28 protein-coding genes are annotated in these 23229 nt (G+C 57.9%); 24 read left to right on the forward strand and 4 right to left on the reverse strand.

All coding sequences use genetic code 11. The features are described from left to right. Window positions 1–322: hypothetical protein (locus ACFE7X_RS15780; RefSeq protein ID WP_375436644.1), on the reverse strand; the 322-nt coding region annotated here is incomplete at its 3' end. 62 nt (window positions 323–384) lie between these two features. Beyond that, a complete protein-coding gene (locus ACFE7X_RS15785; protein ID WP_375436645.1) occupies window positions 385–1065 on the reverse strand; it encodes a helix-turn-helix transcriptional regulator in 681 nt (226 codons plus the stop codon). 369 nt (window positions 1066–1434) lie between these two features. Between ACFE7X_RS15785 and ACFE7X_RS15790 the strand changes: the two genes are divergently transcribed. The 23 genes from ACFE7X_RS15790 to ACFE7X_RS15900 all read left to right on the forward strand — a co-directional run bounded on the left by ACFE7X_RS15790 (window position 1435) and on the right by ACFE7X_RS15900 (window position 19250). Further along, window positions 1435–1749, forward strand: a complete 315-nt coding sequence (locus ACFE7X_RS15790; protein WP_375436646.1) for a hypothetical protein — start codon at window positions 1435–1437, stop codon at window positions 1747–1749. Between the two features lie 32 nt (window positions 1750–1781). Further along, window positions 1782–2207: a hypothetical protein gene (locus tag ACFE7X_RS15795; protein WP_375436647.1), complete on the forward strand. Its 426-nt coding sequence runs from the start codon at window positions 1782–1784 to the stop codon at window positions 2205–2207. A gap of 39 nt (window positions 2208–2246) precedes the next feature. Continuing rightward, on the forward strand, window positions 2247–2471 hold the full coding sequence (locus tag ACFE7X_RS15800; RefSeq protein ID WP_375436648.1) for a hypothetical protein: 225 nt from the start codon (window positions 2247–2249) through the stop codon (window positions 2469–2471). A 199-nt stretch (window positions 2472–2670) separates the two neighbouring features. Further along, on the forward strand, window positions 2671–3414 hold the full coding sequence (locus ACFE7X_RS15805; RefSeq protein ID WP_375436649.1) for a hypothetical protein: 744 nt from the start codon (window positions 2671–2673) through the stop codon (window positions 3412–3414). A gap of 64 nt (window positions 3415–3478) precedes the next feature. Beyond that, window positions 3479–3700 carry a hypothetical protein gene (locus ACFE7X_RS15810; protein ID WP_375436650.1) on the forward strand — a complete coding sequence of 74 codons (222 nt, stop codon included), beginning with the start codon at window positions 3479–3481 and terminating at the stop codon, window positions 3698–3700. A 4-nt stretch (window positions 3701–3704) separates the two neighbouring features. Beyond that, the gene (locus ACFE7X_RS15815; protein WP_375436651.1) at window positions 3705–4775 is read left to right on the forward strand and encodes a hypothetical protein; all 1071 of its coding nucleotides are present in this window, start codon (window positions 3705–3707) and stop codon (window positions 4773–4775) included. Next, on the forward strand, window positions 4765–5649 hold the full coding sequence (locus tag ACFE7X_RS15820) for a hypothetical protein (RefSeq protein ID WP_375436652.1): 885 nt from the start codon (window positions 4765–4767) through the stop codon (window positions 5647–5649). The genes ACFE7X_RS15815 and ACFE7X_RS15820 overlap by 11 nt, the downstream gene beginning before the upstream one ends. 18 nt (window positions 5650–5667) lie before the next feature. Further along, the gene (locus ACFE7X_RS15825) at window positions 5668–5829 is read left to right on the forward strand and encodes a hypothetical protein (protein ID WP_375436653.1); all 162 of its coding nucleotides are present in this window, start codon (window positions 5668–5670) and stop codon (window positions 5827–5829) included. Beyond that, window positions 5826–6263, forward strand: coding sequence for a hypothetical protein (locus tag ACFE7X_RS15830; RefSeq protein ID WP_375436654.1), 438 nt, complete (start codon window positions 5826–5828; stop codon window positions 6261–6263). The genes ACFE7X_RS15825 and ACFE7X_RS15830 overlap by 4 nt, the downstream gene beginning before the upstream one ends. Window positions 6264–6501: 238 nt before the next feature. Continuing rightward, on the forward strand, window positions 6502–6948 hold the full coding sequence (locus ACFE7X_RS15835; protein WP_375436655.1) for a hypothetical protein: 447 nt from the start codon (window positions 6502–6504) through the stop codon (window positions 6946–6948). 39 nt (window positions 6949–6987) lie between these two features. Next, entirely contained in the window at window positions 6988–7374 is a 387-nt protein-coding gene (locus ACFE7X_RS15840; RefSeq protein WP_375436656.1) for a hypothetical protein, read from the forward strand. A 158-nt stretch (window positions 7375–7532) separates the two neighbouring features. Next, the gene (locus ACFE7X_RS15845) at window positions 7533–7766 is read left to right on the forward strand and encodes a hypothetical protein (protein ID WP_375436657.1); all 234 of its coding nucleotides are present in this window, start codon (window positions 7533–7535) and stop codon (window positions 7764–7766) included. Continuing rightward, on the forward strand, window positions 7766–8587 hold the full coding sequence (locus ACFE7X_RS15850; protein ID WP_375436658.1) for a terminase small subunit: 822 nt from the start codon (window positions 7766–7768) through the stop codon (window positions 8585–8587). Before ACFE7X_RS15845 ends, ACFE7X_RS15850 begins: the two co-directional genes overlap by 1 nt. Further along, window positions 8580–8879 (forward strand): hypothetical protein, encoded by a 300-nt coding sequence (locus ACFE7X_RS15855; protein WP_375436659.1) that lies wholly within the window; start codon window positions 8580–8582, stop codon window positions 8877–8879. The genes ACFE7X_RS15850 and ACFE7X_RS15855 overlap by 8 nt, the downstream gene beginning before the upstream one ends. A 3-nt stretch (window positions 8880–8882) precedes the next feature. Further along, window positions 8883–10337, forward strand: a complete 1455-nt coding sequence (gene terL / locus ACFE7X_RS15860) for a phage terminase large subunit (RefSeq protein ID WP_375436660.1) — start codon at window positions 8883–8885, stop codon at window positions 10335–10337. Beyond that, a complete protein-coding gene (locus ACFE7X_RS15865; protein ID WP_375436661.1) occupies window positions 10330–11055 on the forward strand; it encodes a hypothetical protein in 726 nt (241 codons plus the stop codon). Before terL ends, ACFE7X_RS15865 begins: the two co-directional genes overlap by 8 nt. A gap of 12 nt (window positions 11056–11067) precedes the next feature. Then, a complete protein-coding gene (locus tag ACFE7X_RS15870) occupies window positions 11068–11589 on the forward strand; it encodes a hypothetical protein (protein ID WP_375436662.1) in 522 nt (173 codons plus the stop codon). Then, window positions 11589–13208, forward strand: coding sequence for a hypothetical protein (locus tag ACFE7X_RS15875; protein WP_375436663.1), 1620 nt, complete (start codon window positions 11589–11591; stop codon window positions 13206–13208). The genes ACFE7X_RS15870 and ACFE7X_RS15875 overlap by 1 nt, the downstream gene beginning before the upstream one ends. Continuing rightward, window positions 13205–13837, forward strand: a complete 633-nt coding sequence (locus tag ACFE7X_RS15880; protein WP_375436664.1) for a hypothetical protein — start codon at window positions 13205–13207, stop codon at window positions 13835–13837. The genes ACFE7X_RS15875 and ACFE7X_RS15880 overlap by 4 nt, the downstream gene beginning before the upstream one ends. A 7-nt stretch (window positions 13838–13844) precedes the next feature. Further along, window positions 13845–14360 (forward strand): hypothetical protein, encoded by a 516-nt coding sequence (locus tag ACFE7X_RS15885; protein WP_375436665.1) that lies wholly within the window; start codon window positions 13845–13847, stop codon window positions 14358–14360. 166 nt (window positions 14361–14526) lie between these two features. After that, complete coding sequence (locus ACFE7X_RS15890) at window positions 14527–15078, forward strand: hypothetical protein (protein WP_375436666.1); 552 nt, start codon at window positions 14527–14529, stop codon at window positions 15076–15078. Beyond that, the gene (locus ACFE7X_RS15895; RefSeq protein WP_375436667.1) at window positions 15075–17078 is read left to right on the forward strand and encodes a hypothetical protein; all 2004 of its coding nucleotides are present in this window, start codon (window positions 15075–15077) and stop codon (window positions 17076–17078) included. The genes ACFE7X_RS15890 and ACFE7X_RS15895 overlap by 4 nt, the downstream gene beginning before the upstream one ends. Beyond that, window positions 17079–19250: a hypothetical protein gene (locus ACFE7X_RS15900; protein WP_375436668.1), complete on the forward strand. Its 2172-nt coding sequence runs from the start codon at window positions 17079–17081 to the stop codon at window positions 19248–19250. 210 nt (window positions 19251–19460) lie between these two features. Here the strand turns inward: ACFE7X_RS15900 and ACFE7X_RS15905 are convergent, their stop codons facing one another. Further along, entirely contained in the window at window positions 19461–19589 is a 129-nt protein-coding gene (locus ACFE7X_RS15905; protein WP_375436669.1) for a hypothetical protein, read from the reverse strand. Window positions 19590–19842: 253 nt separating this feature from the next. Between ACFE7X_RS15905 and ACFE7X_RS15910 the strand changes: the two genes are divergently transcribed. Further along, a complete protein-coding gene (locus ACFE7X_RS15910) occupies window positions 19843–20409 on the forward strand; it encodes a DUF4468 domain-containing protein (protein WP_375436670.1) in 567 nt (188 codons plus the stop codon). A gap of 32 nt (window positions 20410–20441) precedes the next feature. Here ACFE7X_RS15910 and ACFE7X_RS15915 read toward each other — a convergent pair whose 3' ends face one another. Further along, complete coding sequence (locus ACFE7X_RS15915) at window positions 20442–22883, reverse strand: hypothetical protein (protein WP_375436671.1); 2442 nt, start codon at window positions 22881–22883, stop codon at window positions 20442–20444. Window positions 22884–23229 lie beyond the last annotated feature (346 nt).

Raw genomic sequence — 23229 nt, forward strand, 5'->3', positions numbered from 1 at the left:
GTTCAACTAAGGGTACATTGCGATCATTACGGTGAGTTGGCCCCAGCGAATCATAATTTACCAATGGTGTGGACATAAGCGCATGTCCAAATAGCAGGAACTTAAACTTGGTTTCTTGGTGAATGCTAATCTCGGTATGCAATACTCCAGGTTGAGTGGCATCAAAAAGGTGCTCGACCGGTAATCGATCCACTTTCCACCTAACACTCGACGGTTTTAAATTGGTTACTAAGAAACCACGGCCTTCAGTCAGCTTGCCGCCCAATAATAACTGCTCGTAAAGCTGATAATTTGCCTGCACTTCTGGGCTGAAGTCTTTCATACAAATAAGCTCAAAGGTTAATTACTATTCATACTAGGAGGTAACAGGCAGTAGTTAGAGTATCAATCTTCAGCTGGCATAAAAGTGGCTTCACCCACCTTCCACATGCAGTTGATATCTCCCAATTGAATCTCCATTTCTTCTCCGTTGGAATCAGAGCGCAACTTGAGCATGCCGTTGAGGTTGCTCACGATGCGCTTGATAAGAAACATCTCGCTACGTAGCGAGATAGCATGCACGCCTAAGGCATGCTGCCAGTTTCCATCGGATACGGGACGTACCACGTGGCAAGAACGGTCCGGGTAGCGCGGGGCCATGCTATTGCCGCGCACCTCTAAGACAACAGCACCTTTATAATCGGCACCAGGCTGCTTAATAATGCTTATAGTGTCAAAGTCGCCAAAGTTACGGTCATGACAACTGTTGAGGAAAGAGCCGTAAGCGGCGGGAATGATGAAGGGTAACTCAATAAACTTCAATGTGCTAGTATCTATAAAGGCAACAGTATCATTGGGCCCAGGAGTGTTTGGCCTAGGGTGTTGACCTGACTCTATGAACTCTGGTGTGGTCTTATAAACCTTAGCTAGCTTCTCAAGTACCGAGCGTCGAATTTTGCTTTTGTTGTCGGATTCATAGCGGTAAATCGTCTGTCGGCTCATTCCTATTGCTTCTCCAACCTCTTCCATGGTTAAATCAGCAGCATCACGAAGTTGAATTAAGCGAGCCGAACGCGTAGCAGTCATGTGATAAGTGTGATTTACGGGAGCAAATCAACTCAATCCGTCACAATGTGTGAAAGATTGTGACAACATGTATTGCTTTATCACGCATTGTAACATATCTTTGCTTCATCATATAACGCAATACTGTCATGCCTAAAGCCACAGATTCTAAAACCTACGCTGTCCGTGCCGTAGTTGACGAACAAACAGAAAGTGCCCTAAAAGCAGAGCAATCCAGAATTCAACTAGCAACAGGCAAGCGGCCTCGCATTGATGAGGTTGTAGCAGCTTGGTTGAGTCAGCAAGCTATGCAGCATCCAAGAGTGTAACTTTTTTTGTTCTACTTATCACGTTTTTCCCTTTTCATCACGCATTTCACTGTTATTCGATATGACTAGTCTCGAACAACTAGCTGCCTTGCCTACTCAGCTCCACGAGCTTAGCCAGCGCATGCTTCAGATGGAACAGCGGTTAACGGCCTATGTCGAATCGGTGAATGACGAAGTGGACACGCACGAGGCGCTAAGGATTACTGGCATTAAGTCCCGCGACACCCTGATTAAGGAGCGAGACCGTCCGGGCAGCCTCCTCAAATACAGCAAGCACGGCCGGTCAGTAAGCTACTCCCGCAAGAGCTGCATCGACTACAAGCTTTCCCGCCGACTCAGCCCCTACTCCCAGGCCCCTATGCGGCTGATCTCCTAGTTTTTTCTTCCTGCCTTCCTCTTCTGTCCAAGATGGATTTCGCAACCGCCTCCCGCAATCCGGCTTTCGTCGTGGTGCCGGCTCACCTGCCGACCCGTGAAGCCCTCGCCTTTTGGCTTACTAATCCGCTGCTACTTGCTGCGCATTCCGCGCTCGTGGCCGAACGCACGGAGCAATACCCCGGCTGGAGTGCTTCCGAGCAACTAGGCCTGCTTACTCGAATCAAAACGTGCCGCGACAAGCTCCGCAACCAAGTAGCGGTGCCTTGTGACGTGCTGCCGATGAATGAGCTACGGAGCCTGATAGCCGGGCACGAGGCCTGCCTGGAGCCGAAGGAGCTCAGCTACGTGCGGGCCTTTGCCTACAAGCTCCATCCACTTGAACTCCGATGGTACTACGATTTCCTCGCCGCCGCCTTCGCCCAGCGGGAAGAGGCGCTAATGGCACAAGCCGCTTAATCCTTCCATTCTTCTTTTCACCCCAATCCATTCTGTCCAATGGCTCTTACCCTCACCACCACCAAGAACCACGCCCGGCGTGAAACCACGGTTACGGCTACCGACAACGGTCGCTACATCTGCTCGGAAACCATGATGGGCACCGGCGCTCGTGTCGCTACTCACTTAGAAAAGCAGGTGCATGCCGCTGCGCAATCGGAAATGCGGCGTCCTCGCGCCGCCCACGGCTTGCCCCTTCCTCAATCCGTGCTCAACCTCTGCTAATCTGCCTCCAGCTATGGAAAAGCTTCTCTGTCATGTTTCCCCGGTTGTTTGGCGCGTGTTGAGCGGGCTGCTCATGAGTGGCCTATTGGCCCTGATGATTGACGCCTTTTTGCACCCCTAGCCCGAAAAAAGGAAGGGCGCCGCCCTGTCCGACGTCGCCCTTCAAATCCTATAATTTCTTCAGAACGTCACAAATATAATGAGTACTTCTAATACTACCGCTAAAAAAGACGAAGATTTTTGGGCCCTCTGCCACGCCAATGGGCTTACGCAAGCCGATGTCTGGCAGCAGAACCAGAGCAAGAAGTGGATCATCGGCCGTACCGGTATCGAGAAAATCCAAGGCAAGAATAACATTCACATCTCGCTGAATGTAGAAGCCGCCGGCCTCGACTTCGCTATTGTAAAGGCCACGGCTAGCCGCACGGTTAAGCCTGAGGGCGCGAAAGCCGCCAAGAAAATAAGCGTGGAAACCCTCGGGTCCGCGCAAAAGTCCAATAGCAAAGTCACCTACTACGCTGAGTTAGCCGAGAAACGAGCCAAGGGTCGGGCCGTGCTCATGCTCCTGGGCTTCTATAAGCTGGGCGTGTATGGGGAAGATGAGGCAGACGAGTTCGCCCGCCCAGCCGACCAGCCGCCGGCCGCTGCGCCAGTACCAACTCCGGAGCCCCGCCCCTCTCCGCCGGCCGCGCCAGAGCCCGCGCCGCCGGCTTCAGTAGCCCCGGCTCCCTACGTTACACCCGACCAAAACGGCGAGGCGGAAGCGGAGGAGTGGCTGGCTAAGGCCACGGTGCTGAGTGTGATTAAGGAGGCGGAAACGCTGGAGGAGTTGCAGAAGATCTGGGTAGGGGAAGCCAAGCAGCTGCAAAAGGATGTGGATGTATATGCGGCCAAGGAGGCCCGCAAAAAGCATCTGCAAGACAATCAAACGCTTGCCGCCTAGCACAAAGCCCCGTTGCCAGGCCTGCCTAGTAGCGGGGCTTACTGCCCTCAACTTCCATAGCCGTATGCCAGCCATTACCCTAGCCGACGAAATAGCGGACCTGAAGCGGGAAATCAAGCTTCGGGAGCGCAAGTACCCCGAGTGGCGGGCCTTGCAAACCGACCCGCGCATCGTGGCCAAAATGAAGGAAGAACAGGACCATCAGCTCGCCTGTGCTTACGCCACGTTGGCCCGCCTCGAAACCTTGCTCCAGTCTCAACTCCCTATCCAAACAAGCTTATTCTAATGGGATGCTTCACTATCAAACGGGACGAGTTCCCGCCCCGCCCGTGAGTACCGCGCCGATGATGGCTGCCCACGTGGGTGGCTCCAGTACTCCGTCCCCTTCCCGCCGCATGCTTCCCATTCGCCAAGCGCTCAACTCCCTCAAGAAATTTCCGGCCGGCCCGAAGGCCGCGCTCATTGAGGTGTGTGAGCTATTTGAAAACGGTGGCAAGGATAGCTGCTGGATTACCAATCAAAGCTTAGCCGAGCGGCTGGGTTCCCATGCCATTACCGTCTCGCGGAACCTACTCTGGCTCTATGAGGCGGGCCTGCTCGATGTATGCCACCGGCCCGACCTGGGCAACCGCCGGGAACTGTCCCCGACCATGGCCACGCGAGCCGTGTACGGCTCAGAGCAAAATGCTGAGGCGGCGCAATTGCTCTTAGCAAAACGCTATACCTCTAAGCAAAGTGCTAAGACCACTCCTCTTAGCGAAACGCTAAGACCCTCTTACCAAAACGCTAAGAGGGTCTTAGCAAAACCGCAAGAGGGTCTTAGCGAAACTGCTAAGAGTTGTCTACGACCAATGACGACCAATGACGACCAAGTGAGAGAGGCGGCTGCCGCCGCGCCGCGCGAGGCAATTGCACTTGAATTGGAAGAGCAGGACAAAGTAAAGTTAGTGTCTGCCACCTCCAGCGCGTGGGCTCCGCACACCAGGGGGGGCGGGGCACCGCCGGCCAACATGGAAGCCGACGAGCGGCCGGTGCGGCCGGTAGTGGTCGATGAGCGCCAGGCCGATGACGAGTACCACCGCTGGCTAGCCCGGCCGCGGGATGTGCAAATGGTTGATGACTACCTCACTCGCATCAACCACCCCAAGGCGGGCAAAGGCCACTTGTTTTTCGATTGGTACGAACCGCTGGGCTGGGTGATTGGCAAGAGCCGAATGCCTTGCCAGAATTGGAAAGCCCTGATTAAATCCTTCAAATTTCTCGAAAACAATGCTTCAGCCGCTAACCAGCGCTCTGCGTCAAGCCAAAGCCGAGATCGATACAGCACGCCAGGACAGCGGGATTTCGACAATGACCATTAGCCGAGAGGTGCCACTGGCAGGTGCTCCGTTGACGCTGGAGCTGAGCGGCGCTCGTGTTCGTTATGTAGCAGATTTCACCCCGAATGAGGCCCGAGAGTTGCCTCTCACCCCCGAGGAGGAACAGTTTGCTATTGACAAAGCACTGGCCCTGGCCAGAGCCCGCAAGTACCAAACGGCGTACGACACGTGGTATACCGCCAAAACCAAGCGGCCGGAGTTTCCGGCCCAACTCACTGCGGAGGAGTGGTTCACGCTCTTCAAACGCCGGGCGGACTACCACGTGCAGCACGAAGCGAAGCCTCGCCCCGAGTTTGTCATCGATGAGAGCAACCGCCTTCAAATCTGGCAACTGTGCCTCTACTTCGCCCACGATGCCCGGTTTGAAACCGAATACGATCTGAAGCTAGGCAAGGGGCTGATGCTGCGGGGAAACGTGGGGTGCGGCAAGAGCACCATTCTCTCGATGTTCAGCAGCAACAGCCGCCAAAGCTTCGCCCTAGTGCCCTGTCGCGATGTGTCGGATGCCTACGAGGAAAGCGGTAAGAAGTCGATTAAGCACCTCTACAACCTGCTCGACTCGGTGAATGCGCTGCACACCTGGGGCCAGAACCAAGTCGGCATCCTGTTCGACGACTTGGGTACTGAGAATTTCTCGGCTCAGCATATGGGTAACTATTGCAACCCCATGGCGGATATTCTGAGCAACCGGCACGATAAGGCCCATACGCTGCCGATTGGCGCTACTCACCTCACGACCAACCTGATGTGGGCTGAAATCAAGGAACGCTACCAAGACCGGGTAGAGAGCCGCATCCGGGCCATGTTCAACGACATTAAGTTCCCGAGCCATGCCCCTGACTGGAGGCGTGATTAAGAATACTATCCAAGCCGAATGAGTACCACCAAAATTCGCGAGTACCTGCGCACCCAAGCTTCTGAGCGGCTGCCAGAACTCCTCAAAATCTATTCGGCCGACCCGCTGGCTACCACGCTTATCCACAAGGAAATCAACCGCCGTCAGGCCCTAGTACAACCTTCCAAGCCCACCCTATGACCCGGATTAACCTCAACATTATCAAGATTCTGCGTAAAGCCTGCCAAGCCGCTACCCCCGCTCCATGGCGGGTTACTGCTCCCAATTCCGTGGTCGGCTGCGGTCTGATGGCCCAGCCGGATCTCAATTCCGACCTAACCCACATTGGCCATAAGCTCTCGCATGAGAATGCAGTGTTTGCTCTGACGGCCCGGGCGTGGATGCCGCGCCTGCTCGATGTAGTGGAAAACGTGGTCAAGAGCCAGCAAGCAGGTTCCGCTATCGTACTCGACATGACGCCGGACGTGGTGGAGCTGCAACATCAGTTAGAGCGACTCAAAGATGCCCTCTATACCGTGCACGGCTGGAGCACGCATGAAATTGAATCGTGGATGAACCACGACCCCAATACAGGCTTGCCCTGGTCTGCGAAGGAAGGAGGTGAAGCCGCATGAGCTACACCTGCTCTCAGATTAGGCACTCTAGAGCCGAACATAAAGCAAGAATCACGCACAGTACTAGCGCTCGCCAGTGCTCAGAAGTGAATTGAAAGGAGGGTTTATGTTTGGAGGGAGAGTACATGAAATAATACATATATAATACTTTAACAATAGTAGCAATTAATGTTCACACCACCCTCACTTAAACAATATATTCTAGTTTAAATGACACTCCGCATCGCCTCCCAAGTCGATGCCAACCAAAAGCAAAATCAACATGAGTATTCTCAACTATACGACTACCATCGACGCCGGTAAAACCGTTGGTGAGCTTCAGGGCATTCTCGCTAAGGCAGGATGCAGGAAGATTCTGATTGACTTTAATGAGATCGGAGAGCCTGATGCCGTGACGTTTATGGTAGCAGTGAATGAGCAGCCGCTTTATTTCACTCTTCCCTGCAACGTCGCTGGTGTGCTGAAGGCGATGCAGAAAGACCGCAACATTGCCGGCAAGTATCGCACTGAGGCGCAAGCCCGCCGGGTGGCTTGGCGCATCATCAAGGATTGGTGCCAGGCGCAACTGGCCATTATCGAGGCCGGGCAAGCGCAGCTAGCAGAAGTGTTCCTGCCCTATGCTCAGCACCAAGGCACCACGCTCTTCAAAAGTCTAGAGGCAGGAAACCTAAAGCTGCTCAACTGATCGAGCGGGAGGTGGTCAGACTTCGCCCGTGATGGGGGCATGATCCGAACCGCCTCCCGCGTCGACGGGAACCAACCCTACATCGTAGCCGCTCTCCGTCGCATCGGCTGCTCCGTGCTCCACCTCCACCAGCTCAAGAATTGCTTCGACTTGCTGGTGGGCTATCGAGGCCGAACCTTCCTCATGGAGGTGAAGGACCCTAGCCAGCCACCCAGTAAGCGCAAGCTCACGCCGGGGGAAGAAGAATTTCGCCGTACCTGGAACGGCACCCCTTATCACATCGTCGAAACGATAGACCAGGCTATTGCCCTCGTTACCGCTCCCGCTCCGTGCCTATGCCCCAAACCACTACCCGCCGCGGCTTCGCAACCTCCGACCGCCGCTACATCGAACTCAACTACGCCACCAGTTCCGCCGCTGCCATAGCCACGGTTCTTGGCCGACCCATAGGCTCGATCTACCAATTTGTGAAACGGCACAAAGAGTTGCAGAAGCGTCCCCGGCCCTAAGCCTTGGGACGTGGGATAAACCCCCATCCCGCCCGTGATACAGTGGAATTTCAATTCTTCCACTCCCACTGTCGCATGCGTAAACTCCTCCGCTTCCTGACGTTTCTCGTTGCCCCTCTCCCCTATCCGTACGTGGGGCTCTATCATTTCCTGGTGGGTGCTGCTGGCCTGTGGTGGCTGAGCGGTGCCCACCATTCGCATGTTTGGCAGTCGGTGCTCGTTGGTGGTGGCGTTGGCTGGTGGGCCGGTCTGGTGGGCTACTTGGTATTTGGCTATTCGGTGGCGAAGCTGGAGGCGGAGGCAGAGTAATGAGTGCCCAGGATACGAAGAGCAGCCCGCTCCATAATCTTACGCCTCAGCAACGATTGTTCGTTGAGGCCTACGTGTTGTCGTTCAACGGGGCAAAAGCTGCTGTAGAGGCGAAATACAGCGCAAAAACAGCCCGTCACCAGGCGTCGAGGTTGTTAACATCTGTTAACATCCAAGCGGCTATCAAACACCTGCTTGGTGAGTGCATGGGGCCGGAGGAAATCGCGGCTCGTTGGCAGCGCGTGGCCACTGCCTCGCTGGAGGATTTCTATACCCGGGTTGAGTACGAGCAGACGCTGAAGGTGCAACAGCCCCTACCGAAAGCTATCGAGCAGGTGAAGGAGGAAATCGAGTGGGAGTACGAGCTGATGGTGCGCTCGTGGGACGTGCTGCGCACAAGTGCCGAGGACCAGGCCAAGGAGTTACTCCAGCACGAGAGCTGGAAGCGGCACCGGCGCATGGATATTCTGCGCTGGACCATGAAGCTGGAGCGTGACCCGAAAGCCTTCCGCGTAGTCGATGGCCCGAAGGTGAAGAAATACCGCATGGAGCTCGATCTGGCCAAAGCTGAGTCGCTGGGTATGCTCGACTTGGTGAAGACGCACACCGACGGAAAGAATGGCACTTCCTTCAGCCTGCGCGACCAAGACGCGGCCCTCGACAACCTAGCCAAGTGGCGCGGCATGCAGACCACCAAAGTGGATGTGACCACCAAGGGCGAATCCTTAGCCCCCCAACACGACCCGGCCGAACTGGCCAAGAAACTCTCTCCCGAACAATTGGCCGCTTACCGGTCAATACACGACGCTCTCCATGCATAAGCATCTCGTTACCCCAGACCTCGACCCCGCCTTTCGTCAGTTCGCCGCCCGCATGCCGGAGCCGGCCTTTGCTGGTTCCGCTCCCCAGACCGGCACCGTGCTCAATGGCTACTATCCGCAACTGCTCACCACCAGTGGCCTGCCCATGGCCGGGCACAAGCTCTACTTCGTGGTCAACAAGTTCACCCGCCGCCGGCACCTGCGGGAGCTGCGCCGGGTGTATCGTAGTGGCGGGCGCCCCGCGCTGATTCAGCACCTGAAGCCCTACGCTGCTTTTCTGAAGACTGAGTAAGCCGTGAACCTGCTTCCCCTCGATACGGTAATTGCTGCCCAGTGCTACCAGCGCTTCTACACCTTCTTCCTCGAAATGTGGGAAACCATAGAGGCGGTGGAGTTGGTGCCTAACTGGCACATCGAATATCTGTGCGATGAGCTACAGGCTATTTACGAGCGCTGGAAACGAGGGGAGGCACAAGCCGACGTGCTCATTAACATTCCACCAGGCACGAGTAAGAGCACAAGCGTAACGCAACTCTTCCCGGCCTGGCTCTGGCTCATGGAGCCCAGCATTCGAACGATCAGCACCTCGTTTGCATCGGACGTGAGCATCGGCCACGGCCTGAAGTCACGTGACTGTTTGACCTCGCCTAAGTTCCAACGGCTGTTCCCCGGCCGCATCACCTTCAAGGCCGATGAAAACGGAAAGACCAACTACCGTAACACGGCTAATGGCCAGCGCTTCATTACCTCCAGTGGCGCCCGGGTAACGGGCGTGCACGCCGACTTTATTCTCATTGACGACCCCATCAACCCGGAGAAGTCGGATAACGAGAAGGCCCGCAAACAGGCTCTCAAGCACGTGCAGACGGTATCGAGCCGGAAGACCGATAAGAAGCGCACCGTTAGCATCATGGTCATGCAGCGCGTGCACGAACTCGACCCGGCCGGCTCGTGGCTGAAGAAGAAAAAGAATCTTCACCACATCTGCCTACCGGGTGAGCTGACACCGGACTCTGTAACGGGCGAGGTGGGTAAGAACGTGAAGCCGGCCGCGCTGGTGAAGCGCTACACGAACGGCATGCTCGATGCCAACCGCCTCGACCGGAGCACGCTGGCCACGCTGAAAGAGGATTTAGGTAGCTACGGGTACGCTGGCCAGATACTTCAGATACCAGCTCCAGACGAGGGCGGCATTCTGAAAAAGGCCTGGTTTGATGTCATCAGTTGGGACGAGTTTAAGAAGCGCACCGCCGGCAAAGTGGCCACTGCTTGGCAATTCGATGCGGACCCGGCTTACACGGATAAGCAGCAAAACGACGCCACCGGCGGCATGGCATCGGCTTATATCGATAACACGCTGTATGTGCGCAATGCCTCCGAGTTCCGGCTGGAGTTTCCGGAACTGTGTGAGAAGCTACCTAAGTACGTCGAGGCCCATGGCTACACGAGTCAGAGCAAGCTCCACATCGAGCCTAAGGCCAGCGGCAAGAGCTTACACCAGACGCTCAAGCGGCAAACCAAACTCAACGTCGTGGAAGCCCCCGCTCCCACGGATGACAAGCGCACCCGGGTAAACGGTATCTCGCCTTTCTGTGAGGCCCGGCGGGTGGTGCTCATCGACGGCGGCTGGGTGGAGGCTTTCCTACAGCAGATCTGCACGTTCCCGACGGCCGCGCATGATGACATGCTCGACTGCCTAGTGCAGGCAATCAACAGAGCCCTAGACAAAAAGAAATTCAACTATGCGTAGTATCAAGATTACCGATAGCGAAACGGGACAGGTATACCCGGGCCACCTGCCCACCGGCTGGCATGAGGTGCCCTTGTCGGCGTTCCAAGCGTATGCTCGCCTCCAGCAGCAACGCCGGCCGGAGCTCTCGCTGCTCAGTGCCGTGCAAGCCCTGACTGCTCTGCCCGCCGACGTACTGGAAGCAGACATGAGCGTGGCCAAAGTGTTTGCTGACGAAATGCCCTGGTTCTTCGCAGGCTTGCCAACCGGAGAGCCGGCGGCAGTGCTCACCCACCGCAGCCTCGTGTATGAGCACTGCCAGGACTTTGGGCGGCTATCAGGTGGCCAGTTCGAAGCGCTACTTACCTTCCTCGACGAAGCGGACGGCAACCCGGCTGTTGCCGCGCCTTACCTGCTCGCCGTGCTGCTCAAGCGCCGGGGCACTCGGCAGGATGCCCGGGCCGTGCGAGAGGCCGCCGAGGCTTTCGCTTCGTTGCCCATGGAGGTAGCCTGGCCCTACGTGATGGGTTTCTTACGGGTCTGGAGCACCAATGCAGTGCGACTCCAGGCCTGCTCCGTCGCCAAGCTGAAGACGGAGACAGCGCTGCTTCAACTGCTGGAGGGCCTGCATTCGGCGCCCAAACCGGCGGGTCGTTTACGCAGGCTCTGCTCTACCACAGCCGCCGCATTGGCGAAACGGTACGTGCGCTCCGCACTTGGCCACTTGAGGAACTGCTAGAAGACATGGCCTTTGAGCGGGAAAACCAGGCCCGCCGCCCGTGATGGTGGCATGGATACGCCCCAACACCCCGACAGCGCCCAGGCACGCCTATTCGCTTACTTCCAGGATGTAGTGAGCCGCTACAGTCCAATCAAGCATTTCCAGATCGGCTACCCGGATGAGCAGGGCGGCGCCGGCAATACGCCCTACCCGCAGGTGTTTCTCGAATCCGCGATGGAGCTAAGCGAGAAGCAGCCGGGCCTGTGCGCCTTTCAAGTGAGCCTCTACGTGCTCGACATGCCGGCAGGCCACGGCCGCCACGCCGGCACCCGCAACGAACCGGAAATACTGGCCCGCACCGGCGGCTACGTGGAGGAGCTGCTGGAAATTCTGCGCCTGGAGGAGGTGCTCACGGACGTGGCCTTGAACAGCTCCCTCTCGCTGACCGACTACGGCCGGGACAAGGCTGCGGGCTGGCACCCGGAAATCTCTTTCACCTTCCCCATGGCTGTGGACCGCGCCGCGCTCCGCAGTCGCTATACCCCTGCCTAATGACGTTCACTGAGATACTCGCCTTAATTGGCTCTGCCTTTCGCGACCGGGGCACCACCGAGCTGGCCCAGCGGGGCCCCACCCGGGCCCGCGAAGTGCGCGAGGTGCTGGAGGCGATGATGACCGGCGGCAACAACGCCCGTACCGGCGTTAAGTTTGTGCGAAACCTCTACCGTGCCGACGAAGAGTACGGCTATGCGGTACGCGAAGAATTGGATCGGGAAACCTGCTGCCTGGGCACGATCTGCTATTCCTCGTATGCGCCAACCCCGGAAGAGAAAGTAACGGTGCTCGTTTATCACGAAAACCAAACCGACCAGGAGTGGCGCGTGTATGCTGATGGCCAGTACGACCACGGCCTGGTGTCGGCTAAGTGGGTGCCCTACGGCAGCGCCGAGGCCGCTGCGGCCGGCTTTCGCCTGTTCAATCCTTTCGACGAAGACGGGTATATAACCGGTGAGATTGTGAAGTACGTCGCGGGCAACGTGACGCAGTTTGCCGAGGCCCGCCATGACTTCACCTTAGGCGCGTACCCAGCCGGCTACCCGGCGCCGACCGACTCGGCTAGTAACGCGCATTGGAAGCCCGTTAGCCCGCCCAATCCCACCTACCAGCCGCTTAAAAGCGTTACGTACGCCACGCTCTTGGCCGCCCAGGATGGCAGCCTAGAGCCGGGGCCGCTGTACGAAATCACCAACCGTCCCAACAACGGGCCCGTGGTGTATGCCACCTTTGATACCGACTCGGCCAACGTGTCGGAGGTGGCGCGGGTCAGTGGACAGCCAGGGCTGTTTCGCTATACCATTAGCACCAATACGCTGGAGCCCATCACCAACGCGACGCTAAAAAGCGTGGTGGTGTTGCCCTTCTTTGCCGACTCCGACAGCCAAGGCGAGTTCAACGACCTGGCCAGCGGCGTCGAATATGCCACCGGCGGCGAGTACGGCATGGTCCACCTGAACCGGGGCTTTCTGGAATTACTGCGCCAACCCGTTACCCTCGAGCAGTACCCGGTCCTCAAAGCCAACGGCTGCACGGTCTACCTCAACAACCTGGAGTTGCTGGTGCCGGACCTGCTGCTAAGCGAAATTATCGCCCTGGCCGGCACCCTGGCCGGACCGGGGCGCATCGTGGATTCCGAGCTAAGCCAGTGCGTGCTGCGGCCCAACGGCAACATTCAGCGCGTGGAATCAACGCTCATCCGAGGCGGCACGATTGCGCAGCCCTTTACCTACACGGCCGGCCCCGGCACCGTTATTTTAGGGGTCGGCACGGAAGTAGACCCGTATTGCGTGCCGGACCCGGCCACCACCATCATCGACTTGCGTTCCAAAGCGGCTACGGGCAGTGGGGTTGTCTTTAAAACGAGCACCGTGCTTACGTTCGCCGAGGATGCCGAACACGCCCCGGTACTGAGCGGAACCTTCACGGTCGATACCAGCGGCAAGGTAGTAGGCACCGTGGTACGGGCCTACTTAGGCCCCGGGGCCAGCGCCCCGGCCCTGGGAGCTGACTTTCAAGTGGTGAGCGGCGCCTACGAAAGCGGGCGGGAGCTGATGTACTCCTTTGCGGTGGGGGGCAACGGCAAAATTCAATGCTATATAACGCCCTTGTCATGAGTTTGCGACGCGCTTTTTTAGCGGGCTTAGGGGCGGGGGCCGTACCGCCCGTGTATGTGCCCTCCTTGCGCCCGCCCACCAACGGCGTCGTGCGCCAGCAGCTTCAGGAATTCGGCTTTACCCCCAGCCCGGACGCGCCCTATTCGGGGCACGAATACACCCTGGATGGGGGCGCTACGTGGCACTCCCTGATTTGGACTGCGGTGGAATATGACTACCGGAATTACCCGGCTACTACGGTAGGGGTACGGGCCAAAGCAACAGAGTTTTTGCCCGCCTCGGCGGTGCTATGGGCCCCCGCGCTCCTCATGCCCGTATTCGGGGAGAACCCAGCGGGCGCCTCCTATTCCTGTGCGTCGGACACGCCCTTAAGCGGTTGGATTTTTTCGCCCCAATACTACGACCGCCGCATCTGGGTAAAGGTGGTCATCGACGGGGTTGACCGTACCAAAATCCTGGCCTCGGGTTACCGTCAAGACGTGCGCGATATCGTCGGCAACAACAGCGGCTACGTGAACTATAGCTATACCGTGGCCCATAAGTTCCGAGACGGTAGGACGCACACAATTTACTTCACCCCCGATGATCTCATTCCGACGGGCGACCTGAAATCATTCTCCATCTCCTAGTACCCTTATGCCTTTACTGTCCACTCCCGTTGCTGTCATTGAGCTACCCGTATCGAATCGGGTGGTAGAAAACACCATTATCCGGCAGAAAGCCCGCTATGAGAGTTTGGAAATAAGCCAAACGGAAAGCGGAGAATGCACCGTCAAGCTCTGGGTTGCGGTTACGCCCTATGCCTTGGCGGAGGATGGAGACTACGGCCAACGAATGCCCCCCGATTTTATCACGCGCCGCATTGCGTTGCTGGCCGACAACAACACGGCCGTGGACCCCGCCGCCAACGGGGCCCTGCTCTACATTCGCTTAACGGCGAGTACGGCCCTAAACTTTGCCGCCGGCACCATCGAGGAAATCCCGAACGCCGATTTACCGAGTGCCTGGCGGGATTATCTCAACAGCAAGCCCGAAAGCATGCGGCTGCAAGGCGACTTTTTCTGCACCCTACGCGACACGCAACCCGTGCTAATCAAGGGCCTGCTGGAAGATCATATTCGCCAAGCCGACGCGATGGGGCGTTTCAGCTGATGCTGGTCTTGCCCTCTTATGCCGTGCCCCTCTTCGCCCTGGTGCTGCTGCTCATGATTGCCGGCGCCGTGTGGCGTGGCACCCGCTCTTAGAGCCTTCGCCCGCTCCTTCACCAGGGAGGGGGCGTTTTGTTGGGATAGCACCCGGCCGCGCCCGTGATGGTGGTATGACTTCTACCATTCGGGAAACCCTGCAAGCCGTAGGCGAAGCCATTATTCAGCACATCTATTTCGTGCTGGAGAGTGGCCGCTACCCGCTCGATAGGCGCAGCTCCGCGCTGCTCAAGAGCCTGAAGGCCACCGTGGCGCAGGGCCGCAACGCCGCCGGCCGCTTCGAAGGCTTCAGCGTGAATTCATCGCTGGAGCTCTACGCCCTCGACTACCTGGAGTACCTCGACCGGGGCCGCCCCAAGTTCACCACGCCCGTGCCGATCGACGCGCTGCTGGTCTGGATTCGCAAGAAGAAAATAGGACAGCCTGGGCGCACCGCCCAGGGCCGTTTCCAGGCCCGCCGGAGCCAGAGCACCGGGCGCCGTATCTCGGCCAATCAGCTAGCCTATGCCATTCAAACCAGCATTTACAAGAACGGCATCCGGGGTCGGCACTTCCTTAGGCCCGCTTTTGATGAAGGCCAGAACCTGCTCGACATCTACTTAAACAACCAATTACTCGACGAGGCCACGATAGAGCTCGACCGGGTATTTAAGAAAGCCGCATGATTATTCACTTAAAAGCTACTTATAGTGCAACGGGCCTGGATGGTGCAGGTAATCCGAGCGCCTCTTATGTGGGCTATGGCTTTGATACGGAGAGCGACACTATTGTTGGAGTGAGCGGCACGTGGCGAGGTGCGGCATTGGAAAATAAGCCGGCGGATATTTATGTGCCGGATGGCAACATTTTTTGGAACACGTGTGGCGAAACAGACACCCCCACCCAGTACACGGCCACTCTTTATCATCATGTGCGGCCTACGGGCAGCGGCTACGGCTCCTTTACCACGTCCACGGAGGCAAATAGTCTTTATTGCAACTACGTCCCGCCCGCCAATCCGGCGGCTGGCACCTTTATTCGCGACGAATGCCGAGATGCCAATGGGCAGGTAGGAGGCTTCAATCGCTACCGCATCACGGCCAACGGCCAAGGCGGCGAAACGGCCACCCTGACGCAGGCCAACAGCCCGCTGTGCGGCTACAATCCGCCGGTTGACCCCAGCCCGGTGCGGGGCTGCATGGACCCCGAGGCGAGCAATTACAACGCCGCCGCTACGCAGGATGACGGCAGTTGCGTGTACGACCCGCGCCTGGTTCCCTCCACCCTACCCCACCTCGCCGCACTCGGCTTGCCGCTGCTCTTTACGCTCCAGTCCGCCGCAACCGGCCAAGTGCCCGCGGCGGCGCGGCTGCTCCTCACCGTCGGGATGCTCACAGAGGGCGCGGTGCTGACCATCAATGGGGAATCCTTTACGGCCGTAACCACCAATCCCGCCCCGGGCGAGTTCAGCTCCGGCATTACCCTGGCCACGGCCCTGGCCTCCTCGGTTACGCTCACGGCCCGCTACCGCGTCTCGCAGCCGGCACCCGACCAAGTGCAGCTCGTGGCCCTGGCCAGCGGCTCGCAGCTCACGCCCGTCGTTAGCTTCCGCGTGCCGGCCCCCAACCCGGACCCGGGCTTCACCGTGAACCTGACGCCCGGCGTGGATGAGCTGCGCTCCCAAACCAAAGCCGAGTGGGGCTGCTACGTGGAAATCTGGGCTATCCCCGGCGCGGTGTGGGGCCAGCCCGACAACGACCTTTCGCAGATCTATCTCGTGGAGCGGCTCGAACAGCTCTACCAGGCCAGCAACCGCTACGTGTTCGACCTGGCCCCGGCGCTGTTGCCGCTCGTCGGGCACAGCCGGCAAACCAGCACCGACCGGCTGGTGGCGTACTTCGTGCGCTACGGGGAAGTGTATGTTCCGGCAAACGAGCAAGTGCGCCAGCGGCTGGTAGTGGCCGATACGGGGGGACGCTGGGGCCTGGAAAGCGCGGTGCCGGTGCCGGCATTGGCGGGCAGCCTCGTGCTATCGGTTCCGTGCCCGGGGGGCGTGCTGCCCACCGATCGGGCCACGTATGCCGAGCGGCTCTACGTGCTGGCCCCCGCTGGCGCGGCGGTGCAGGTGCAGCGCCGCACGCTCAGCTATGCCGGCGTGCCGAGCACCCAAGTGCTGAACCGGGTTGCCGGCGGCGGCGTGGAAACCATCGAGCTCAGCAGCCTGCTTACCCCCCTGGTCGACGCCTCGCTGCGAACTACGCTTACCGTATCGGTCGCCGGTGCGGCGCTGGGTAGCTACGTGCTCGAGCACAAGCCCGCCGCCGCGTACCTGGTTTTTCTGAGCCGGCGCGGGGCCTACGAAACCGTCTGGTTCCGGGGCGTAGAGGAACCCGCCCCGAAACGGCAGGCCCAGCTCTACGCGAAGGGCCGTAACCAGGCCGTGGCCCGGGTGAACCTAACGCTGGCCCGCAGGCTGACCAGCGGCCTGCTCACCCGCGCCGGCCTCGACTGGCTCTGTGAGGAGCTGGCCAGCTCGCCCGTGGTGCTGCTCTTTCATCCGGTTACCGGCCAAGAGGAGCCGGTGGTGCTCACCAGCTTCAGCCCGGACTACAACGCGCCCGAAAACCGCTACACCCTTACCTGCGACGTGGAGCCCGCCGCCCCGTTTGCTGTTCTCACTGCCTAGATGGAAGATATTCGCCTGCTTCTCAACGACCAAGCAGTGGACTTGCCCGAAGGGGTCGAGCGCCTTCTGCGCATGCAGAAGCCCGGTACCGACGTGGCCAGCCTCGAAAGCCGGGCCGGGGAAAGCTCGTACACGCTGGAGCTGCCCTTCACCCGGACCAACGATTTGATTTTCTCCCACCACCGCGACGCGCAGACCCTCGATAAGTTCGCGCCGCTCGTGCCCTACGTGGCCCGGTTGTACGTGAATGGGCACCTGTTTTTTAGGGGCGTTTGGCAGCCCTCCAGTATCAAGGGCGCCTACATCGGCAAGCTGGTCAGTGACGAGGTAGACGTGTTTACGGCTATTGGCTCAAAGATGCTAGCCGACTTACACTTTGCTCCCTTCGTCTACGAGGGACGCCACGGCTTCGACGCGCGCCTGGCCTTAAGCTGCGCGGCTACGGACGTACAATTTCCGTTTGTGGCCTACGGCAATTTCTACGAGCAAGGGTTTGTTCTCAACGGGCAAGAGCAGGACGTGCCAGCTAGCAATCAGGTAGGCAGCGGCCTGGAGGTAGATGAGTACTTGCCCAGCGTCTCGTTTGTGCGCACGCTGCGCCAAGTATTTGCCGACGTGGGCTGGCGCATTCGGGGCGAAATTCTAGAGCAGGAAGAGGTCCGCGAGTTGTGCATGCCCTTCACCGGCTCGGCTATGCCCTGGAACTGGGGCGAGCTGCTGAAGGTGCGCTGTGAGGGGGGCGTGCCGGGCTTGGGCTTCAATGCCTTCACCAGGGATGCCCAGTTTGGGGGGCAGATTCCGCTCTCGACCGGTGGCGCTGGCTTTTGGGCGTTGCAGCCGCAGGACCTGTACAGCCCGGCGGCGCGGTGGCGCTTAGTCGAGGTAGGCGAATCGGGTCCGCTTACTGACGGGCGCCGGGCGGCGTACGCGGTGCGGCTCGACGGCGGCTATCGGTTGCAAGCCGGGCTCACGGTTACGGCTCTTACGGGTGGCCCCTGCGAATTGAGGCTGATGCGGCTGGAGGCAGGCCAGCGCATCGACGAGGGCGAAGTGTTGCAGTACATCCCCCTCTCCGCTCCGGGCAGCTACCGCCTCGATTCCGACGTACTGAGCTTGAACGGGCTGTTTCTAGAAACCAGCCAAACCGTGGTGGCCGTGGTGCACCACCCCAGCCCGCCGGCAAACTTTCGACTGGAGTATTCGGCGTGGAGCGTGCAAGTAGATCCTCGCGAAGACTGGCCCCTGACGCTCGACGTGGCCAAGCTCTTACCGGGCATGAGCCAGCGGGATTTTCTCAAAGGTTTCGTGACGGCGTATAATCTGCGCTTTACCACGGACCCCACCACGCGCACCCTCACCTTTCACCTGCGGGAGCGCTACGAGCTGCCGCCGGCCTTGGCGCTGGACTTGTCGGACGTCTGCCATCCGGAGGCGGGCGACTACGGGCCGGCGTTGCCGGCGCGGCGCATCGTGCTGGGCTGGCAGCCGGATGAGAGTGACGCGCTGCTATCGGCCCGCCAAGGCTTTGCCGATTACACCTACCAGCCCAACCGGGTGCCGGTGGGGGTCGAGCAGGACGAGCAGCGGCTGACCCTGCCCTGGGCACCCACGGTGCTGCGCACGTATCGGGACGGATTGGGCAACCGGGTGGCGCTGCCCTGCCTGGCCTCCGCCGACGCGCTGGCTACCAAACGCAACGAGGTGAGCTGGAGCTACGGCTTTACGGCGCGGCTGCTGGTGTATCGCGGCGTGGCGCCAGTGGCGCAACAGATACTGCCCTTCCGGTTTCGGGGAAGCGGGCAAACCAGCTTCGGGCTAGCCGAGTTTCCGGACTCGCTCTGGTTCGGCGGTAGCCAGGGGCTTTACGCGCGCTACTATGCGCAGCTCTTTGAGCAGCTGCTACGAGGCCACTTGCTGCGCGTCAACGCGCTCCTTAGCCCGGGCCTCTACGCCCGGCTTTCGCCGGCCGTGCCGGTGCTCGTGCACGGAAGTCTGTACCGGCTGGCGAAGATTCCTTCCTTCGTGGTGGGAGGCGAAAGCGAGACGGCGCTGGAGCTGCTCCGCGTAGTGCTCTCGGCGCAGGGCGGCGGGGTGCCAGCACCAACGGGCGAGGCGGCCGTAGGAGTTGAGTTCTACACGCCGGACGAATTCTATTTGGAAGAGTGGTTCTAATCCTCCAGTGCCAGCAAATGGGTCCATAAGGTGGACTGCCGATAATGAAACATTATTCAGAATATTTGGGCGTTATTCAGAATACTTAGGCATTATTTAGAATACTTGCGAAATATTTTTTCGTTAAACACGTATGTTTGTCTTGTACAAGACAGACGGTCTGTAAAACACAAACGGCGGTCAAGACCGAAGTCCTGACCGCCGCCACCTCTACGGGTGTCCGAGCCAGTGGCTAACCACCGCTCGAATGGCTCCCCCTAGCGCCGCCTTGAACAGCTCTAGGGAAATGTGAAACCAACGGGCCTGGCCCGCTAGTTTCTCTTTTGCACGTTTACCCATCTTCGTTCGGGAGTAAGGGTGCTCTAATCACCCACTTCCTGAAGCCCTGGCTGTTCCTAGCAGCCGGGGCTTCGTCTTTTCAGACAAAGCCGGCTGGGTGACTTACCGTGCAATAGGCCAAAGATGCGTCCTTCTGCTAGAGCAGACAACAGGCCGTCTTTTTTTGCCAGTTATTAATGGGTTTGTAACTACCAGAAAACTACCCTCTGCCATAATTATGTGCATTGGTAGACTTTTTGCTATCCTTGCGCCCATGAAAAAATTCTACCTGTCCGCCTTATTACTATTTGCTCTAGCGGGCTCCGCTACGGCCCAGAAAACGAAGTATGCTGGTTATGATCGGCTACCCAAAGACTCAACCACGCACAAGGTGGTCTACACCGCTGTAGTGCCGGTAGCTGGCGCGTCGAAAGACGAGCTTTACAACCGCGGAAGAGAATGGTTTGCTAGAACGTTCAACGATGCAAACCGTGTGTTAAGGATGGATGACAGGACCGCTGGCACTTTAATTGGCAGTGGTATTATTACTCAACCGGCGCTGGAGGCTTTTTCGTCGGGTAATAATTATCATTTCAATCTAGCGGTATATGTCAAGGATGGTCGATTCAAATATGAATTGACAGACATCGAACAAAAGTTTCGCTTGGGTGGTAAAGGCCAAGAGTTCTCTAATCCCTTGGAGTTTTGGGCTACTCATAAAATAAACAAGCTTAATAATCATGAGCTTGAAGACGCCGACGAAAGAATTAAGGCGCTATTAGCCTCTCTTGAAAAGGCAATGGCTGCAAAATTGGAGGGCACTGTAAAGAAGGATTGGTAATGAAAAAGCCCGGTAGAAACCGGGCTTTTTCATTAACCGAAAAGCTTGCCACCGTTTTCGTCGGCCTCTTCTTGTTTACTTAGTTTGTACATCTGGCGGGCTTGCTGAGCTCCTACACTGAGCACAGGAGGACCATAACCAGCCGTTTGTGCGGTGTGCCCAGCAATCTGAGCTAATAAGCCGACCATCTGATTGAATTGGGCTGTTGGCACAGACATCATTCCAGAACCTTCCCCGGCCTGCTCTAATCCGCCCGCTTCAGTTATTTGCCCACCGTTAGCAGCTCGCAGCATCGGCTTTGGAACTGCTACAAACTGCACTCTTGCCCCGTATTTATTGATGGTGGCAAGCGTATCGAGATTGTTAGAAGTAGCACGACGGTTTACGACTTGTTCTCCCCCTTCTAGTTCAATGTTTGCAAATCGTGCGGATGAGTTGCTGCGAATTCCACCTAATGAATGGGAAGGACCTTCGAGTACACCTCCCTGCTCACCTTTAACCGTAGCAGAAAGCTTCTTTGCTGAAGCAACAGCCGCAGCGACAGCCGCCAATGCAGCTAAAATCGCGAAGGGTGTTGTTGGCCAAGGTGATTTTGCTCCCTGTTTTACAGCTTCGATAGCGGCGCCAATGGCGCTTGCTGCGGTTGCCGCATTGGTTATTGCTATACTCGCTTCCGTCAGAACTTGCCCCTGTTTCTCAAGTGCTTGCTTTTTCTTCTCGGCCGCTTCTTTCTGCTTGGTAGCATTTAACTCCGCTGCATCATTCTTGGCCTTTTCTCTAGCCAGACGGGCCTCCTCAGCTCGCTCCTTCGCAATGCGGGCAATAGTAGCCTCACGTCTAGCGCCTTTTTGTGCATCAACATCCTTCTCTAGTGCTTCGCGGTTGCTTTGAGCCGTTTTTAAGTCCTCTTCAATCTGCTGACCTCGCTCCTTTAACGTATCGAGCGACTTATTATATCCCTCAATCTGTGCATCAAGCTTTTCCTGCTGCGCTGTAAAATACAGGTCCGAAAGAATATTAAGCGAGTCGGAAACAAGCTGTGCTGACTCCGCAATTTTCTGCTTAACCACATCGAGCTTATCCTCCGCTACCCCGAATAGGCGGGTAAGGATCAGGTCCCCTACGCTCAAGGCCTTGGGCTTGAGCTTTGCCTCCGCATCAGAAATGGCGTTGAGCACCTCCACGTAGGCCCGACTAGCCGTAGCGCCCTGTTGCTCGAGGGTAATGCGCTGTGCCTTCAAATCCTTCAATCGTTGCTCATCGAGCTGCCGCTCACTGGCACCTCCCCGCTGAAGGCGACTGATGCGCTCAAATTGAGCATCATTTAAGTCCTGCAATTCTTTTGCCTGCAACGCCGCTCGCTCGTCGAAGTCACGTTTGCGGTCCGCTAGGTTAGCATCAACGATTTGTTGCTCTTTGGTACGGATTTCCTCTTGTAAAGCCAGGTATTCCGACCCAAAGCGCTTGCCATTGAGCATCAACTCCACCTGGGCATCCTTGGCGGCGTCGATTTCCGCCCGTAAAACCGCCTGTGCGGTGCCACCCAGCGCTCTGGCCAACGCTACCCGGCGCTTGCGCTCCTCGTCATTGGCGGCCGTTTCTTTCTCTGACGCTTCTTTTTGGGCGTTTCTGAGTGCTGCATAACGTTTCTCGGCTTCTTGTTGCGCCTTTTCGGTGGCGGCTTTCTGCTTATCGGCCTCCTCTTTTCGGGCTTTTTCGCCTTCGTCCGCTAGCTTTTTGTTGTGGCCAACCGTCAACACCCGGATTTCCGACTGCTTGTCCGCGAGTAGTTTCTGATAGTCGGTGGCGGACTTATCCAATAGCAATATCTCGTCTTGCAGTTGTGCTTTTTTAAGCTCAAAAGAGTCTTTACCGGCTGCCTCCGCCTCGGCTATAGACCTTTTTAGACTATCCTGCCTTTGTTTAGCACTTTCCCGCTCTCTTTCCTCTGCTAGCTGCGCATTCTTTTCTCGCACGCCGGCGTCGAAGGCCTCTGACGTACGCGTGCCTATTTTGCGGGCCTCAGCTAGCGCTCCAGTCACGTCCCCTTTGAGCAAGGAGCCTAGCACGTCGCCGGCGACGCTGAAGGATTCCACCAGCGCACTGCCTAACCCGGAGACGAGCTGGCTTATACCACCAAACTTCTGCTCTACCAGGTCTAGCACCTTCACTAGGTCACCAATAAGCGGTATTTGCGAGACGAACGCTTTAATAGCAGCGCTGTTTCGCGTAACAGCCGCACTGATTTTATCCCAGTTGGTGATGACGACACCTAGTAGCACAATGAAAGCCAGCAGGCCGGTGCTTAGTAAGGCCGTGCGCGTTACGCTTGCCGACGTGCGGGCCGCGGTGCCCATGCCGAAGTAACCGGCAATAGTGGTCTTGATATTGCCGAGTACTCCTCCCAGTGCCGAGCGCACCTCCGACGTGGTGAGCTTGTGCACTTGCTCCAGCCCACCCACTACGGCAATCATTTCCGTCAGCTTGGCGGTGTATTTCTCGGCTGACTCGCTTGATACCAAGCCAAAGTTGGTGGCGGCTACCGTGCCGACTTCGAACGCGCCGGCGATACCGCTGGCCGCATCGACGAACGCGCCGGCCTTGTTCTTGGCAAAGGCGGCGTCGGTGGCCTCCTCCACATCGTTGATAGCCGATTTTGCGCGGCCCAACTCTAGCAGCACTTTGTCTGCTTCCAACGTTCCTAAGGTCAGCCCCTCCAGCTCCAGCTCTAGCCGCTCGACTTCCTTCTTGATTTGCCCGACCGTGGCAGAAGCCTGTTGGCCGTCAATTTCGATTTTGTAGCTCTTCGTTATTGCCATG

This window comes from uncultured Hymenobacter sp. (assembly GCF_964242765.1).
GTDB lineage: Bacteria > Bacteroidota > Bacteroidia > Cytophagales > Hymenobacteraceae > Hymenobacter.

What these genes read in the sequence shown, in the direction of transcription:
- ACFE7X_RS15785 (WP_375436645.1), bottom strand. Translation starts at nt 1,065, where the DNA reads ATGACTGCTACGCGTTCGGCTCGCTTAATTCAACTTCGTGATGCTGCT.
- ACFE7X_RS15790 (WP_375436646.1), top strand. Translation starts at nt 1,435, where the DNA reads ATGACTAGTCTCGAACAACTAGCTGCCTTGCCTACTCAGCTCCACGAG.
- ACFE7X_RS15795 (WP_375436647.1), top strand. Translation starts at nt 1,782, where the DNA reads ATGGATTTCGCAACCGCCTCCCGCAATCCGGCTTTCGTCGTGGTGCCG.
- ACFE7X_RS15800 (WP_375436648.1), top strand. Translation starts at nt 2,247, where the DNA reads ATGGCTCTTACCCTCACCACCACCAAGAACCACGCCCGGCGTGAAACC.
- ACFE7X_RS15805 (WP_375436649.1), top strand. Translation starts at nt 2,671, where the DNA reads ATGAGTACTTCTAATACTACCGCTAAAAAAGACGAAGATTTTTGGGCC.
- ACFE7X_RS15810 (WP_375436650.1), top strand. Translation starts at nt 3,479, where the DNA reads ATGCCAGCCATTACCCTAGCCGACGAAATAGCGGACCTGAAGCGGGAA.
- ACFE7X_RS15815 (WP_375436651.1), top strand. Translation starts at nt 3,705, where the DNA reads ATGCTTCACTATCAAACGGGACGAGTTCCCGCCCCGCCCGTGAGTACC.
- ACFE7X_RS15820 (WP_375436652.1), top strand. Translation starts at nt 4,765, where the DNA reads ATGACCATTAGCCGAGAGGTGCCACTGGCAGGTGCTCCGTTGACGCTG.
- ACFE7X_RS15825 (WP_375436653.1), top strand. Translation starts at nt 5,668, where the DNA reads ATGAGTACCACCAAAATTCGCGAGTACCTGCGCACCCAAGCTTCTGAG.
- ACFE7X_RS15830 (WP_375436654.1), top strand. Translation starts at nt 5,826, where the DNA reads ATGACCCGGATTAACCTCAACATTATCAAGATTCTGCGTAAAGCCTGC.
- ACFE7X_RS15835 (WP_375436655.1), top strand. Translation starts at nt 6,502, where the DNA reads ATGCCAACCAAAAGCAAAATCAACATGAGTATTCTCAACTATACGACT.
- ACFE7X_RS15840 (WP_375436656.1), top strand. Translation starts at nt 6,988, where the DNA reads ATGATCCGAACCGCCTCCCGCGTCGACGGGAACCAACCCTACATCGTA.
- ACFE7X_RS15845 (WP_375436657.1), top strand. Translation starts at nt 7,533, where the DNA reads ATGCGTAAACTCCTCCGCTTCCTGACGTTTCTCGTTGCCCCTCTCCCC.
- ACFE7X_RS15850 (WP_375436658.1), top strand. Translation starts at nt 7,766, where the DNA reads ATGAGTGCCCAGGATACGAAGAGCAGCCCGCTCCATAATCTTACGCCT.
- ACFE7X_RS15855 (WP_375436659.1), top strand. Translation starts at nt 8,580, where the DNA reads ATGCATAAGCATCTCGTTACCCCAGACCTCGACCCCGCCTTTCGTCAG.
- ACFE7X_RS15865 (WP_375436661.1), top strand. Translation starts at nt 10,330, where the DNA reads ATGCGTAGTATCAAGATTACCGATAGCGAAACGGGACAGGTATACCCG.
- ACFE7X_RS15875 (WP_375436663.1), top strand. Translation starts at nt 11,589, where the DNA reads ATGACGTTCACTGAGATACTCGCCTTAATTGGCTCTGCCTTTCGCGAC.
- ACFE7X_RS15880 (WP_375436664.1), top strand. Translation starts at nt 13,205, where the DNA reads ATGAGTTTGCGACGCGCTTTTTTAGCGGGCTTAGGGGCGGGGGCCGTA.
- ACFE7X_RS15885 (WP_375436665.1), top strand. Translation starts at nt 13,845, where the DNA reads ATGCCTTTACTGTCCACTCCCGTTGCTGTCATTGAGCTACCCGTATCG.
- ACFE7X_RS15890 (WP_375436666.1), top strand. Translation starts at nt 14,527, where the DNA reads ATGACTTCTACCATTCGGGAAACCCTGCAAGCCGTAGGCGAAGCCATT.
- ACFE7X_RS15895 (WP_375436667.1), top strand. Translation starts at nt 15,075, where the DNA reads ATGATTATTCACTTAAAAGCTACTTATAGTGCAACGGGCCTGGATGGT.
- ACFE7X_RS15900 (WP_375436668.1), top strand. Translation starts at nt 17,079, where the DNA reads ATGGAAGATATTCGCCTGCTTCTCAACGACCAAGCAGTGGACTTGCCC.
- ACFE7X_RS15905 (WP_375436669.1), bottom strand. Translation starts at nt 19,589, where the DNA reads ATGGGTAAACGTGCAAAAGAGAAACTAGCGGGCCAGGCCCGTTGGTTT.
- ACFE7X_RS15910 (WP_375436670.1), top strand. Translation starts at nt 19,843, where the DNA reads ATGAAAAAATTCTACCTGTCCGCCTTATTACTATTTGCTCTAGCGGGC.
- ACFE7X_RS15915 (WP_375436671.1), bottom strand. Translation starts at nt 22,883, where the DNA reads ATGATTGCCGTAGTGGGTGGGCTGGAGCAAGTGCACAAGCTCACCACG.